15 protein-coding genes, 1 pseudogene and 1 riboswitch are annotated in these 14,238 nt (G+C 43.0%); all 16 genes and pseudogenes read right to left on the bottom strand.

Annotation, left to right across the window (positions count from 1 at the left end; all coding sequences use genetic code 11):
* Positions 1–480 precede the first annotated feature (480 nt).
* Complete coding sequence (locus KHA97_RS23025; protein ID WP_213127146.1) at positions 481–1,020, bottom strand: sugar O-acetyltransferase; 540 nt, start codon at positions 1,018–1,020, stop codon at positions 481–483.
* A 172-nt stretch (positions 1,021–1,192) separates the two neighbouring features.
* Positions 1,193–1,573: a VOC family protein gene (locus tag KHA97_RS23020; protein ID WP_213127145.1), complete on the bottom strand. Its 381-nt coding sequence runs from the start codon at positions 1,571–1,573 to the stop codon at positions 1,193–1,195.
* A gap of 611 nt (positions 1,574–2,184) precedes the next feature.
* Entirely contained in the window at positions 2,185–3,105 is a 921-nt protein-coding gene (locus tag KHA97_RS23015) for a type II secretion system F family protein (RefSeq protein ID WP_213127144.1), read from the bottom strand.
* A 4-nt stretch (positions 3,106–3,109) separates the two neighbouring features.
* Positions 3,110–4,084, bottom strand: a complete 975-nt coding sequence (locus KHA97_RS23010; protein ID WP_213127143.1) for a type II secretion system F family protein — start codon at positions 4,082–4,084, stop codon at positions 3,110–3,112.
* Positions 4,081–5,364: a CpaF family protein gene (locus KHA97_RS23005; protein ID WP_233713746.1), complete on the bottom strand. Its 1,284-nt coding sequence runs from the start codon at positions 5,362–5,364 to the stop codon at positions 4,081–4,083. The genes KHA97_RS23010 and KHA97_RS23005 overlap by 4 nt, the downstream gene beginning before the upstream one ends.
* Positions 5,365–5,492: 128 nt before the next feature.
* Positions 5,493–6,350, bottom strand: coding sequence for an AAA family ATPase (locus KHA97_RS23000; protein WP_213127141.1), 858 nt, complete (start codon positions 6,348–6,350; stop codon positions 5,493–5,495).
* 37 nt (positions 6,351–6,387) lie between these two features.
* Positions 6,388–7,074 carry a Flp pilus assembly protein CpaB gene (gene cpaB / locus KHA97_RS22995; protein ID WP_213127140.1) on the bottom strand — a complete coding sequence of 229 codons (687 nt, stop codon included), beginning with the start codon at positions 7,072–7,074 and terminating at the stop codon, positions 6,388–6,390.
* Between the two features lie 8 nt (positions 7,075–7,082).
* Positions 7,083–7,988: a TadE/TadG family type IV pilus assembly protein gene (locus tag KHA97_RS22990; RefSeq protein ID WP_233713745.1), complete on the bottom strand. Its 906-nt coding sequence runs from the start codon at positions 7,986–7,988 to the stop codon at positions 7,083–7,085.
* Positions 7,989–7,997: 9 nt separating this feature from the next.
* On the bottom strand, positions 7,998–8,351 hold the full coding sequence (locus tag KHA97_RS22985) for a TadE/TadG family type IV pilus assembly protein (protein ID WP_325167531.1): 354 nt from the start codon (positions 8,349–8,351) through the stop codon (positions 7,998–8,000).
* 26 nt (positions 8,352–8,377) lie between these two features.
* Positions 8,378–8,899, bottom strand: a complete 522-nt coding sequence (locus KHA97_RS22980; RefSeq protein ID WP_213127137.1) for an A24 family peptidase — start codon at positions 8,897–8,899, stop codon at positions 8,378–8,380.
* An 82-nt stretch (positions 8,900–8,981) separates the two neighbouring features.
* On the bottom strand, positions 8,982–9,179 hold the full coding sequence (locus tag KHA97_RS22975; RefSeq protein ID WP_213127136.1) for a Flp family type IVb pilin: 198 nt from the start codon (positions 9,177–9,179) through the stop codon (positions 8,982–8,984).
* 14 nt (positions 9,180–9,193) lie between these two features.
* On the bottom strand, positions 9,194–9,529 hold the full coding sequence (locus tag KHA97_RS22970; RefSeq protein WP_213127135.1) for a DUF192 domain-containing protein: 336 nt from the start codon (positions 9,527–9,529) through the stop codon (positions 9,194–9,196).
* 107 nt (positions 9,530–9,636) lie between these two features.
* Positions 9,637–9,723: riboswitch (cyclic di-GMP riboswitch) on the bottom strand.
* Positions 9,724–10,055: 332 nt separating this feature from the next.
* Positions 10,056–10,121 (bottom strand): annotated as a pseudogene (gene rpsI, locus KHA97_RS22965) (30S ribosomal protein S9); the annotation flags it as partial.
* Positions 10,122–10,619: 498 nt separating this feature from the next.
* Positions 10,620–11,387 carry an SDR family NAD(P)-dependent oxidoreductase gene (locus tag KHA97_RS22960; protein ID WP_213127134.1) on the bottom strand — a complete coding sequence of 256 codons (768 nt, stop codon included), beginning with the start codon at positions 11,385–11,387 and terminating at the stop codon, positions 10,620–10,622.
* 526 nt (positions 11,388–11,913) lie between these two features.
* Complete coding sequence (locus KHA97_RS22955; RefSeq protein ID WP_213127133.1) at positions 11,914–13,299, bottom strand: MATE family efflux transporter; 1,386 nt, start codon at positions 13,297–13,299, stop codon at positions 11,914–11,916.
* Between the two features lie 10 nt (positions 13,300–13,309).
* Positions 13,310–14,128 carry an SDR family oxidoreductase gene (locus tag KHA97_RS22950; RefSeq protein WP_213127132.1) on the bottom strand — a complete coding sequence of 273 codons (819 nt, stop codon included), beginning with the start codon at positions 14,126–14,128 and terminating at the stop codon, positions 13,310–13,312.
* Positions 14,129–14,238: the final 110 nt, after the last annotated feature.

The raw sequence follows: 14,238 nt of genomic DNA, 5'->3' as shown, positions 1-14,238 counted from the left end.
GTTTCTCACTTTACCACTCGACAATGGCTTGTTGTAAATGAATGTTTGCAGACTAATATAATTTATTTTAACAAATGGGAGCCAATTTGGTCATGAAAATATTTCACTTTTTAGAATAATAACTTTCATGGTCAAAAGGCTCTTTTTAAACAAAAAGACCCCCAACTAAATCGGTTGAGAGTCTTTAAGAAACGTCCATGATTAAGGTTTTGAGAACTGTTGCGCGCGACCGTATTTCTTACGTCTAATGTTCCTGTAGAAATTCTATTTCTATACTTTACTACAGATTTAGGAATCAGTTAATTCCAGCTTGTATCATTATCTCTAAACACCTACGATTTTTACAGTCACATTGCATTCAATACCATTCAGTGGGCGTACACCGTTCACTAATCATGATAATCTGATTCACCAGAGAAAAGGAAAGCTTATTTCACTTTTCACGGTAGTTCATCAATACATATTAATTTTAAGCTTCATCTATGCCTCGATTTGTTTAATTATTCTTGCAGGATTTCCACCTACCACCACATTATCAGGTACATCTTTTGTTACAACCGCACCAGAGGCGATAACAACATTGTTACCTATTTTAACTCCAGGATTAATAACCGCTCTCCCGCCAATCCAAACATTGTGACCAATATGGACTGGTTTACCATATTCTGCACCTGATATTCTTTCATTTGCATTTAGTGGATGAGTGGCTGTATATATGTGCACTCCCGGTGCAATAAAGCAATTATCACCTATTCGGATTTCACAAACATCCAAAAATACACAATCAAAATTTGCAAAGAAGTTTTCGCCAACGTGTATGTTGTAGCCATAGTCACAACGGAATGTCGGCTCTATGTGTAAATTCTCTCCAGTGGAACCGAACAGTTCTTTTAATAATTCAATTCTTTTGTTCTCTTCCGTTTCGATTGACTCATTAAAGTATCTCGTTAGCCTTCTAGCGTTCATTCGTTCTCTGTGTAATTCCGGGTCGTCTGCATTATAAAGTTCACCATTTAACATTTTTTCTTTTTCCGTCTCATTTTTACAGTTATCATTTCTTCATATCACCTTATATATAAAATCATATTCTAATCTAGCCTTTTTGAATTATATTTTAAAGAATACTGACATCATACTTCTATTAGTTTTTAAGTAAAGATTAATTAACAGTCTCAGTTAGTAATCTCTTTTATTACACTGTCAATTCTATGGTATTACCTTCAGGATCCTCTATCACACTCTCATAATAACCGTCTCCGGTAACACGAGGAGCACTAACTAGGTGGTAACCATCTTTTTGTAAGCAATCTGTCATTTGATTGACGGCCTCCCTGTTTCCTAAGGAAATTGCGATATGAGCCCAACCAATTCTATCGTCTTGATCCGGATTATCAATGCCTTCCTTACGCATAATCTCTAAACGTGCACCCTCATCAAACGTTAGAAAATAAGATTCAAATTTCTTATCTTTATTATGATATTTCGCATTTGCCTTCGCATTAAAGTACTTTACATAAAACGACTTCATTGCTTCCAAATCTTTTACCCAGATTGCTACATGCTCTATTTTCATCTTGCTTCACTCCCCAAACAAAGTTATATTTCCACACATATACAATTTATTAGCCACTACTAAAACCTTTGTCTTAACTGTTTAACAAAACTTAGCGGTTCCAATGCATATATATATGAATATGACTTTACCTCGATTTTAAGATCCCTGTCTAGTGAACTAACATCTTCAGAATTTGTGCGGACTGAACTCAAATATACGCTTCTCACATAATTTACCATAACTTAGATAACATCATCACTTACCCTGTACAGGCGGTCTTCTTCGGAAAGCCAGACGAGCTCTGTCTCATCTTTCAATCGGTGATCCCATGATTCATATGTAATCCAGGCATCATAAGAATCTGACTTCCAAAGTTCTATTGCTTCGGCACTTCATTTTACCGATATGGAGATATCGCCGCTAATTTCTAAAATAAGCCCCTTCCTACCGGCCAAGTCCTATGGTACGGCGGCCAATAAGTTCGGCAGCACAAGCAAGATTAACAGGATAAAGCAAAAAGAACCGTTTTCTTAAAATTCCGTTCCTCCCTCTTTAAAAAACGTTTGGCATTAAAGGTAACGGAAAATAAACTCAAACGGTTCCAAAGATTAGCTAAAAATATTTTTCCTTTATTTAAACGATGTCATCAGCTGAATGACAGCAGGTCCCAGCAGGACGATAAACAGACTTGGAAAGATGAAAAAGACTAGCGGAAAAAGCATTTTGACGGGTGCTTTCATTGCCGTTTCTTCCGCCCGCTGCTTTCGCATGTCCCTTACCTCCTCCGATCGGACGCGCAGCACCTGCACCATTCCAATTCCAAGCTTTTCAGCCTGAATGATGCTGCCTATCAGGGATTTGACATCATTCAAGTCGAGACGCTCACGAATTCCCGACAGGGCTTCCCTTCTCACCTTTCCAAGCCGCATTTCCTCCAGTGCACGCCGGAATTCACCTGACAGAACTCCCGGCTTTTTTGCCGTTACTTTTGACAGTGCTGAATCAAAGCCCAAGCCGGCTTCCAAACTAACGGTCAGCAAATCCAGAAAGTCCGGAAGCTCCTTTAACGCGAGCCGCGTCCGGGCTTTCCGTTTCATATTCAAGTAAACGCTTGGAAGCAAGAAGGATGCTCCAAGCCCAGCAACAGCAAGAAAAAACAGCACTCCTCCCCCGAAGTCAGCAAGAATACCCCATCCAGCAAAGAGAATGGGAAGCAGAATCGCTAAAATGAACTGTATGCCTTTATATTCCGCAGGGCCCATTCCAAACGGATTTCCCGCCTGCTGCAGCTTTGCCTCCAATTTAAGAACATTTTTGGGTGACAGTTTCTTATCCATTCGCACCCGTGTATGAGTCCAAAGCGTTTGTTTCAATCTCTTCATGATAGGCTCTCGCAATTCTTCCTCACGGACCGAACGAATCATATGTTCTGATGATTCCGGAAAAAGATTCTCCAATCGATCTTGCAAGAGTTGTTTCTTTTGTACACGCCATGAGATTACAGCATAAAAGGATAGGGTGACCGTCAAGAAAAAAAAGAAGACAAGCATCCGGCTACACCTCGATCGATATGATTTTTCGTATCATGAAAAAACCGATGATGCTGGATATGGCTCCGCCAATGATAAGAGCGATGCCGACAGGATGGGTAAATAGTGAGCCGATATAGTCCGGTTCTATCAAATAAAGCAAAATCCCCAGAATCAGAGGCATAAAACCAATGACCATACCGGATAATCGGCCTTGCGCCGTCAGGGTTTTGATATCACGTTGAATCCTCATGCGCTCCCGGATGGTGCTTATAATGGTCTCCAAAACTGTTGCCAGATTTCCGCCGACTTGGCGCTGTATAACGATGGCCTGGATCATTAAATCCAGATCATCACTTGGCATCCTTTCCTTCAGACCGTTCAATGCTTCCTCAAGAGTGCTGCCATATTGCATTTCCTTTAACGTTATTTCAATTTCTTCCTTCAACGGCGATTGGGCTTCGTCCGCCACATTTTTCAGTGCCTGAGGAAAGCTGAACCCTGCCCTCAGGCCGCCAATGATGCTTGTAATCATATCCGGCAAGTCATCATTAAATTTTCTAAGCCTTGTCCGCTGTTTTCTAGATATAAACAGCTTGGGCAGCAGAAATCCTGCAATTGCTCCGAATAATGCCAACAGCAAGCTGCCAGACAGCAGATACATCACTCCGCTCCCCAATGCAATAGAAATCCATTGAAACAGTATAAATTCTTCGGGCCTTATCGGTACGCCGGCACTTCTGAGAGACTGCTCAAGTTTCTGGTTTTTTTCTCTGCTCAACAGCTTCTTCATAATGTTGCCGGTTGCTTTTTGAAGCTGGTTCATCATATTAATTTTTATGGATGGTTTTATCGGCTGTTCCTCCTCCGGCTCAGCGCCATCTAAATAGTAATGCACCCTGTCAGCCACGCTCTGTTTTTTTCGAATTATCAAGGATAAGGCCATATAAATGAGCAACGAGACAAAACAGAAAAACAAAAATATAAGTAAACCTTTCATTCCTTCCTATCCCTCTTTTCAATAAAAACATCTGTTGGGATATGAATGCCGGAGGTTTGCAATTTCTCATAAAACTTGGGAAGAACCCCTGTAGGAACAAGATTACCTTTTATCCGGCCGTCAGGATCTTTCCCTTGCCTTTCGAATGTAAAAATATCCTGGAGGACAATGATATCCCCCTCCATTCCCTGTACTTCTGTGATGCTGACGATTTTCCTTGAACCATCCGACAGCCGGGATTGCTGGATGATCAAGTCGAGCGCACCAGAGATCTGTTCACGGATTGCTTTTACCGGGAGTTCTACCCCCGCTAGAAGGACCATCGTTTCAAGCCTGGCGATCATATCGCGAGGACTGTTGGAATGACCGGTGGCCAATGACCCATCGTGCCCTGTGTTCATCGCCTGGAGCATGTCCAGCGCTTCTGCGCCGCGGACTTCCCCAATGACAATCCGGTCAGGGCGCATGCGCAGGGAGTTTTTCACGAGCTGCCTGATGGTGATGGCCCCTTTTCCTTCAATGTTCGCCGGCCTAGCTTCCAATGAGATGACATGCTCCTGCCCCAGCTGAAGCTCAGCGGCATCCTCGATGGTAATAATCCGCTCATTATGCGGGATAAAGTTAGATAGGACGTTTAATGTTGTCGTTTTTCCTGATCCTGTACCTCCACTGACGAAAATATTGAGTTTCGCTTTAACGCATGCTTCCAAAAAGACGGCCATTTCATTTGTCAGCGTCCCGAACCTGACTAAATCCGAGATAGTAAATGGATCTTTTGCAAATTTCCGTATGGTGATGGTCGGTCCGTTCAAAACAAGCGGGGGAATGATCGCATTTACGCGTGAGCCATCTGGGAGCCTAGCATCCACCATAGGACTGCTTTCATCAATACGCCTTCCAAGCGGGGACACAATTTTATCAATGACATTCAAAACATGCTCGTCATCCCGGAACTTAATATCAGTCAGCGTTAATTTTCCTTTCCGCTCACAGTACACTCGGTCCGGCCCATTTACCATCACTTCACTTACCTCATCATCCAATAGGAGCGGGTTAATAGGTCCGAAGCCAGTTAAATCATTGATGACTTCTTCCACAATACGTTTACCATCCACTGTTCCTCGAAACGCTTCATTTTCTTTTATAATATCAGCCACCATCGATTCCATATTGGAAATAATGCTGTCAAGATCTTCTTCGCCCTTAATCTCGTTTAGAATTCTTTTATGAAGAAGCCTTTTTAGCTCATGGTGCCTTTCTTGACCGGGGTTTCTAGACATAGGCGGAGCTTGTTCCAGACGGGGTTCCTGTTCCTCCTCGTTTTCCGCCTCCGTTTGATTCGGCATTTTTTTCAGCTGTTTCTTCTCTCCATTTGTACCTTCTTGCTTATGAATACGGTCAAACAGGCTCATCCTTGTCCCGCCCTCCCTTTGCCGCGTCTTATCCTTTGAAAACGGGCTGAAGAATTCCTGTGATTAAGACCTGTACGCTCAGCTTCCGGCCAGTTGGAAAGGATCTTATCAGCCAATTGATATACCGCTTTTGACAAATCTGGTTTCGCCCTGCTTAATACAAATGGGAATCCAATGTTTAAGGAACGGTTTGCGGTTGTGAAATCGTTTGGTATGTTAAAAATCTTTCTTTCGCCAAGTATACTTGGGGCTTCCGACACCGGGATGACACTTTCCAACGTAGACCTGTTTAATATGACTTTCACCTTATTTCTATAGCCTAAGAGTCCCAGTGTTTCCAGATACATTTTTGTATTCTTGAGAGAGTTTACCTCTAAAGTTGTCAACGCAAGAACTTGGTTGGCATATTCAATAAATTGAAGAGTTCTTTCATCTAATCCAGCTACTGTATCCACAAAGATATAGTCAAATTGCACTCGAATAAGACCCATGATTTTATCAATGGCTTCCTTTGTAATCAAGTCTGCATATTCAGGACGCCGGGGAGAAGCCAGAACACGGATGCCCGAATAATGCTCGGTCAAATAGTTTGAAAGTGCTGGACCATCCAGATGTTCCAGATTATCTGCAGCATCCTTAATGGTCAGGTCAGGACGCAGGTCCATGGAAGCACTTACGTCCCCGAATTGCAGATTGGCATCTATGATTCCGACCTTATACTTCTTCATAGCAAGTGCAGAGGCAATATTTACTGCGAGCATTGTCCTTCCAACGCCCCCCTTTGCACTGCAAACGGCTATGACCTTTCCTTCCACCTGCTTTTCTTCCATATTATTATTGTTTGAACCTGACATTGTAGCACCACTCTCCTCTTCCTGCCTGTTGTAACAATTATTTCCCCTCGTCGGCAGGAGTTGAAACAAGTGCGGAATCCAGCAAAAACTGTACTTTTCCTCTTTCGGCTGCATTAATCAATGCCAAAGCATCTTGGGGCTTCACCTCTACAGTAAGGGAAGTATACTCGGCATAGTCCTCCTTTGAGGAAGGCGGTGACATTTTCCTTCCAACCGCTAGTACTTTGATTCCGGACAAAATCTGCGATGATTGAACGGTCTTCCCGTCCCCCTCCTTGACTGTTTCTGACAGGATGGCATCTACTCTGTCCCCCGGTTCAATCAGGTTGGATACGGACTGAACGAAATCAACACCAATGGAAACTGCTCTGTATCCTTCATCTATTTTTCTTGATAGAAGCACATTCTCTTCCTTTTGAGATTTGATGCGATGTTGAAGGACCACCTCTCCCGCCTTCATATCAGCTGTAGCAAATTTTCCGACCGCCTCCTGCTTGCTTTTAATGGCATTTTGGTCAACCGCATCTAGGGGGACTTGTATAGTGTCGAGGAGGTCATCTTTTATTCTTTGATTTTCCTGAATATTTTCCTTGGCAACAATGACCTGTGCCCTTTCTGTTTGTTTTTCCTCATTTCCATCCAATTGATGGAGAAATTGAACAAATAACAAGGTCGTTATGGCACCCAAAAACAATGACAAAGGCAAAACCAATTTTTTTCTCATGTTTTCACCTACCTGGAAAGTCGAATGACATAGGTACCATAGTTTTTTGCACCCTTTTCCGTATATCCTGTTCCTGCTCTCTCAATAAACATTCCTGTAACAGATGTATCCTTTGAATTCATCGGGTCCTTAATATAAAAATAAGCAAAGCCTGTAATGATTACTGCTTTCACCTGATTGGATGAAATGTTATACGGCCTATAAACAGGAACCAGAATAATTCGGGAACAATCCCGTTTAAATAGATTATCCAGTGATTCCGGACATCCATTAATCTTTTCCTGGACTGCACTTCTCGTTTTTTCTGTAATATTCCCTGTCTGTGTTGCAATCACATCTCCAACCTTCAACTCTTCATGATAGCCATAGCGCAAGTTTTCTTCATACGTACTTGCGCCAGTGCCTCCCAAGGCAAGAATGCCAAAGTTTCCGGCCGCAGAATCACCTGAGCCCACTTTCAGCTTATACTCCCGATATAGTTCCAAAGGAACCGTTTCATCCACCCCCAAGGGGGAGACCCCGGAAGCCCTTCCCATGACCCCCAGTGAAGCCGTGGCTTCAGCTTTCACTTCCACTGTATTGATCCCAAAGAGACTGGAGAAGGCTAGCTTGACCGGTTTGGAAAGCTGTACCTTCACCTTCTCCCTCGAGTTGATCTCCAATTGATTCATTGCATCAGATTCGCCATGGCTTCGAAGGATATCGCTGACTACCTGACGTACTCTTTCGTCTTGGTTTGTCAGCTCCTGCGCACCAGATAAAGCCGCCGCGTTCGCCGTTTTTTGAAGATGGCTCTTCTGCATATACATTATGCCTCCATCAATAACAAGCCCTGTTATGGCAAGAAGAGCTATCAGTGCGACCGCAGTTAAAATCAGCACATTTCCATTTTCCTTTTTCATGAATGCTTTCATCAATGAACCTCACTCCACCCGGATGGTTGAACTAGTTTTTACCATAAACGACCCAGGAATGATGGAATCAATCAATGGAAGAATCGGATCAAATGGATATGATAGCGTTGTGGTCATATATTGTCCGGGTTTCCGGGCACTTTCTGCAGGAGATATGCTGACGGACAGTTGCGAAGCATTGCCAAGTTGCGCATGCTGACGTGCATATTGGACCATTTCAGCATCTGTCCCGCCCAAGCTTCCGATCCGGACCGTCTCCTGAGTCACAAGCTGAAGCTGGGTATACGAGTAGAGCAACCGGCCAAAATCTATGATGCCAACGAGCAAGAGCAGGAAGAGCGGAATGACCAGGGCAAATTCCACTAGGGACTGGCCTCTCTCGTTTCGAATCACTGGAACTCCAGTCCCTTTAGGAAGAAGCTGCACAGCACTCCTCCGCTGATGGCGATACCATATGGAATGGTGCCCTGCATCGCAGTTCCCTTCATATGCATCGGAATGGATAAACCCTGGCTTCGGCTCAAGATGGAATAAAAGAGATATTTGAGTCTATGAAAGGCTCCTTTTCGGATAACAAGGATGGCGAGAGCAATGAAGCCGCCAATAAGAGCCATATAGACGGCAGCAACGAGGACAAAGACCACACCCTTGATCGCACCTACAACCGCTAGAAGCTTAACATCTCCTGCACCCATGCCGCCCACGAGATATGGAATGATCAAGATGGCGAACCCCGTTCCGAAGCCGGCCAGACTGGCAAGGAATCCATCCAAACCAAATAAAACCGCTTGAAGCAGAAAGGTTAAAATGAGAGCTGGAAAGATTATTTTGTTATAAATCTTTCGATCCCTTACATCCGTTATGGCACATATGGCAATGACCGCAAAAAGCAAGGCATCTAAATAAACCATGGTTTCCCCTCACTTCGAATACTATTCCTCTTAAGAAGAGCCTTGCGGGTACAAGGCTAAAACATGATTAAACGGTGTAACGTTATGTGCCATTGGTGCCGCCAGTCGTACCTGCACCTCTAATGGCGTCAACCGCTCTATTGAACAGAGCTATGATCTGATCGCGCATTATAATCAAAACGGCCACAACCCCAACTGCAATCAATCCAAGTACCAGTCCATATTCCGTCATCCCTTGACCTTCTTCACCAAAGATGAGTGCTTTAATTTTTTCCATCATGCTGATCACTCCTGTTAGAAGATTTTAACTTCGTGTCCTACACTAACCCTGGTTTTTTCGACTGTCCCCGAGGGCAGCTCCACTACTGACTCAACACCTGGGTAATAAGTTCCCAGCTTACCAGGTTTAAGATCTTGGTCAATAGCGGCTATACGATTTTCTTTGTCTAGATAAAGAACATCAATACTATAGTTCATAAAGAAGGTATGAATGGATCTGCATGGTTTTATCCAGATGCTTTTTTTTTCCTTCTTGCTAAACATCAACCCTTTCAATCTTGAGAAAAAGGAATTGGCTTGCGTAATATTTTTAGATATCACCTGATTCAGTGTCACGTTGACAAGCGTCAATGAATCACCTCCTCAAATATAAATGCCCGGCCTGCTGTAGCTTGGCGACATTCAACCTGAAAGCAGAATATGGGGACCCTCCCATTTTCTCATTGATGCCCACTACTTTCGGCGGCTGTCTGGCATGGCGTAATTCCGCTGCAGCCCCTTTAGCTTTGTGTCACTGGTTTTCACCAGTGCTTCCACGATCTCTGTCAGTTCTAGCATCGACAGGTTTCTACAACATTCTATATATACTCTTTACCACCTTGTCTTCCTAATAAAACCAAGCAGAAAAATCAGGCTCAAAGTCACGGCTATTATTTTCCGGATGCTTGTCTATGCCTAGTATTTGGAGGGATGATGATGAAGCAGCAGGCGATATCATTAAAATAGGGTTAAAACAGACCTAAGGCGAAACTCTTAATTATTTCGAAAAAAATTACATTCAAATTACATTCACTATCTTTTTCCAAAACAAAAACAGGCTATCTCAGCATAATTGAGATAACCTGTAAACGTTGATATGTTAATGTTTTTATTAAGATTAACGTTTTGAGAACTGTGGTGCACGACGTGCGCCTTTAAGTCCGTATTTTTTACGCTCTTTCATGTTCTATTATAATAGGAAGAAACGAGAAATAAGATGATTTATCAAGAGCCCGATTTTCAGGGCTTTTTCTATCTTTATAGAAACCAGAGTAAATCTGGTTATATTCCTTTGGTGGTCAAAATGTAGTCAAAGGAAGATTACTGCATACTAGAAAGAGCCTATTAAAACGGGTTTTTATCTTACCAATCGTATCTAATAAATTACCACTCATAAAACAAAATTGGTGAGCTCGTTTTAGATTTCTTCTTCTCTTTACATCTTTAATCTGATTCATGCCTTCTACCTCTTTTTTTATATACGATAAAACCTAGTAATAATAGGGATTTGAATGTACGATTTTTTACCGCATTAGGATAATATAATGAGAAACGGAGAAATACAATAACAAACGGGTTTTTAAATGTAAGAAATAAATAATTTAGTTACTTTCTCTTTTTTCTACCTTAAAGGTAAAAGGTTGCCATTAAGGCAACCTTTCGTCAATCAGTAATTCGATAGTCAAAGACCATTAAAATAGGGGTGCTTCGCATCACTTAATTTTATCCCGAAACTTTCGAAATCGAACTCACCGACGGTCTTGTCTCCTTCATAGAGTTCCAATAGAAAGCCCGCCATCTGAGCCGCCGTATGGTAACGGAAGAATTTTTTATCGTAATCAACGGTTTCAGCTAGCTCGTTGGCCACTTGCTCGAATTCGGTCTCGGTAGCGCCAGGAGCAAGTACTTTCGCCCTCAGTTTATGTCCACCCGCCTTCATCTCGTGATCAATGCCTTCGGTAAGCGCACTGACGAAAAATTTCGTTGCACTATACATCGTGGCTCCGCGAAAGAGTGTATACCCCCCGACGGAGGATACATTTATCAGTTGGGAGCCCTCTGTATCCTTATAATCCCTGATATATAAGGATGAGAGAATTGCGACAGCATCCATATTTAAATGGAGCATATCGAGGTTGCGAGGAAGTTCAGGATTCGTAATGTCTCCGTGATTGCCGCGCCCTGCATTGTTTATCCAGGTCTCAATATCGTAATCTTTTAGGGATTCATAAAGCTTTATCGTCTCGTCATTTGAAGAGAGATCTGCCTCACGGATAACTACGTCGGACTCCGGATTTATCTCTAGAATTTCCTCCTTTAGTTTCATGAGCCTGTCTCTGCGGCGAGCGATAATTATTAAGTTTTTACCCCTTGCAGCAAAAGCTTTTGCAGTTTCATATCCAATACCGGAACTAGATCCAGTTACGACTATGTATTTCTTTGTATTCACAAGTAAGTCCTCCTGTAATTTTGTTCTTTTGTCATGACAGTAAATTCCTCTTTGTTACTATCAGAATTGTTTATCACTTTAAAACTCCGGGTGTAGGATTTTGGTTATGATAGCACAAAGAAAGAATTCACATAATCACTGAAAAGACTGCAATTGGATTATATGAGGTAGAACAGCATATACTTATTATCCATCAAACGAACATGCCACTGTTATCAAGATTAACTTAAATAATTGCCTAATCGTCTCCATATAAATCATAGGTTGTGACGACACCTTTGTATTTAATTATAAACCGGGTTACTTTAACTTGTACCCCTATTAATTCTAAAAAAGCCGATGGGTAACTTAATAACCAAATTCATAAATTCGCTTTTACAAATTTACCAATGATTTTTGGGCACACCATTGATGTTTGGCTTACTTGATTTGTTTTTAATGGTATGTCCACCACGTATTTGATTTTCCAATGTTCCAATTGAAAAAAGTAGTCAGCCAAATCAATTTTTAAATGAAAATAATCCTCTCAAGTTTCTCCGGATAGCACTAAATTCTCAGATTGCATCTCCCGCTCGTTCGCAATACGTTTGGCGGCTCTTCGCATAGCAATAACGAAGGACGGAATGATAAACAAATCCGCTATAACCCATGCAGCGGGTGAAGCGAAACACGCCGCGGTAAACCCAAATATGGGCACAAACACTATGCCAACCGCGCCGCGCGCTACCATCTCCAGTAGACCCGCAATCATTACAATCGTTCCATATCCCAATCCCTGAATCGACAGACGGACAACGTGTATCAGCGCTACGGCCCAGTAGAAAGCCGCACAAGTTACCATGTACTGGTAAGTGAGGTTAATTAAATCCGTGGACTCCGCGTCAATAAAGAGCAATGCCAGCGTCCTGCCAAACAGCATAACGATGAGGAACGCGACGATGCTGTACCCGACAGCTACTACCACGCCTGTCCGAACTCCCTTCTTAATCCTATCTATGTTACCCGCGCCCATATTCTGTGCGCAGAACGTAGTTGCCGCGTTGCCGATGGCTACTGTGACAGATCCACAGATACCGTCGAAACGACTTGCTGCGGTGATAGCCGCGACCGACACCGAACCGAGGGAGTTCACTGAAGATTGGAGAACTGTGCTCCCTATTGCGGTAAGCGACATAAGTAGTCCCATAGGAATACCATTGCCCAGAAGCCTCCTTATATGCGACCATGATGGTTTTAGATCGGATTTTGAAATGTGCACGAGATCAAACCTTTTCGCTATCAGCACGAGACAGCCTATTACCGAGCCAATTTCGGATATAACTGTTGCGAGCGCCGCGCCCATCGTGCCCCAACCGAACGCTAGGATAAACATAAAGGACAATCCGATGTTTAAGAGCGAAGATGCAATCAAAATATAGAGCGGAGAGCGGCTGTCTCCGAGAGAACGCATTATGCCCGATAGCATATTGTACGCAAATGTTGCAGGGATTCCCCAGAAGATGACGATGATATAGTTGTAAGCCATGTCGAAAATATCGGCAGGGGTGTTTGTGATAACAAGAATAGAACGACAAAAAATTACAGCCAATACAGTTACCACCACCGAAAATCCTGCGCAAAGCCAAATAATATTTCCCGTAAAGCGTTTCAATTCCGCAAAATTCTTGGAGCCGAAATTCTGGGCGATATGGACTGCAAAGCCACCGGAAAGTCCCATACAGAAACCAATTATTAAAAAGAAGACGGCGCCTGTAGAGCCGACGGCGGCAAGCGCGCCCTCACCGAGCGTCCAACTGACAACCATCATATCAGCTATACTGTAAAACTGTTGGAATAACATTCCGAAGAACACTGGTATGGCGAAGCTGATGATATGTTTCAGCGGCGAGCCCGTAGTCATGTCTTTTGTCATACGCTTTCTCCTAGACGCCGAAACCAGAATACATTTGTCCTATATGAGCAATCCATTCTTCATCATTCATACTCCTGCGGAAAGCGATAAAATCGTCACAAGCTACAGTATAACGCCACTTTTTCTCCCCATCTGTTACCGCTTCATAAACAACCGCTGCGACATCGTCGGCACTTGCGCGACTGTCGGATACAGGTTGAGCCATTTGGTTCAAATAGCCCGCAGCTTGTTTCCCATAGTCGCTTTCATCAATACCGTCTGCCATAACCAAAGAACGGTTCCAGAAATCTGTTTGAATGCCGCCCGGCTCGACCAATTTACAGTAAACGTTAAACGGATACAATTCATAACTGAGCCCTTCCATCAGACCTTCGACAGCGTACTTAGCCTCATGATATGTAGATGTCAACGGTAACGTCAGCAGCCCGCCGACAGATGACGTACTGATAATCACGCCATCGCGGTTTTTTCTCATGTGCGGGATAAACTTCTTTGTCACAAGAGTAAGACCAATGATCAGCGTGTCATAAGCATTGCGGATTTGCTCTTCATCGGATAATTCGAGCGGGCCAAACAGGCAATATCCGGCGTTGTTGAACAGCGCATCCACCTTACCGAAATCGCCAAGGATTGTGTCATAAGCGGAAGTTATTGTGGCAGAATCGGTAACATCCAGTTCGTAACATTTTACATTTGGAAGTTCACTTAATTCTCTTTCGCTCTCAGGATGACGCATAGTTGCCGCCACGTTCCATCCTTTAGCTGCAAAAAACTTTGCGGACGCTTTTCCGATTCCGGAAGACGCGCCGGTTATAACGATTGTTTTCACTTTAGTTCCCTCCTCAAGTTTGAATAGTCAATTTCTACTGAAATACTAACAAAAAACCACTTGGAGCTGAAGTTCGAATATATTATCATGGTATTAAGTAAAAACTTAAC

Origin of the sequence: Lederbergia citri, assembly GCF_018343625.1 — a bacterium.
GTDB classification, from domain to species: Bacteria; Bacillota; Bacilli; order Bacillales; family Bacillaceae_C; genus Lederbergia; species Lederbergia citri.
Note: the sequence above shows the minus strand (reverse complement) of the source record. Positions and strands in the feature narration are given on the sequence as shown.

Bases quoted from the DNA above. Each gene is read 5' to 3' on its own strand.
- KHA97_RS23025 (WP_213127146.1), bottom strand. From the start codon at position 1,020: ATGTTAAATGGTGAACTTTATAATGCAGACGACCCGGAATTACACAGA.
- KHA97_RS23020 (WP_213127145.1), bottom strand. From the start codon at position 1,573: ATGAAAATAGAGCATGTAGCAATCTGGGTAAAAGATTTGGAAGCAATG.
- KHA97_RS23015 (WP_213127144.1), bottom strand. From the start codon at position 3,105: ATGCTTGTCTTCTTTTTTTTCTTGACGGTCACCCTATCCTTTTATGCT.
- KHA97_RS23010 (WP_213127143.1), bottom strand. From the start codon at position 4,084: ATGAAAGGTTTACTTATATTTTTGTTTTTCTGTTTTGTCTCGTTGCTC.
- KHA97_RS23005 (WP_233713746.1), bottom strand. From the start codon at position 5,364: ATGTCTAGAAACCCCGGTCAAGAAAGGCACCATGAGCTAAAAAGGCTT.
- KHA97_RS23000 (WP_213127141.1), bottom strand. From the start codon at position 6,350: ATGTCAGGTTCAAACAATAATAATATGGAAGAAAAGCAGGTGGAAGGA.
- cpaB (WP_213127140.1), bottom strand. From the start codon at position 7,074: ATGAGAAAAAAATTGGTTTTGCCTTTGTCATTGTTTTTGGGTGCCATA.
- KHA97_RS22990 (WP_233713745.1), bottom strand. From the start codon at position 7,988: ATGAAAGCATTCATGAAAAAGGAAAATGGAAATGTGCTGATTTTAACT.
- KHA97_RS22980 (WP_213127137.1), bottom strand. From the start codon at position 8,899: ATGGTTTATTTAGATGCCTTGCTTTTTGCGGTCATTGCCATATGTGCC.
- KHA97_RS22975 (WP_213127136.1), bottom strand. From the start codon at position 9,179: ATGATGGAAAAAATTAAAGCACTCATCTTTGGTGAAGAAGGTCAAGGG.
- KHA97_RS22955 (WP_213127133.1), bottom strand. From the start codon at position 13,299: ATGACAAAAGACATGACTACGGGCTCGCCGCTGAAACATATCATCAGC.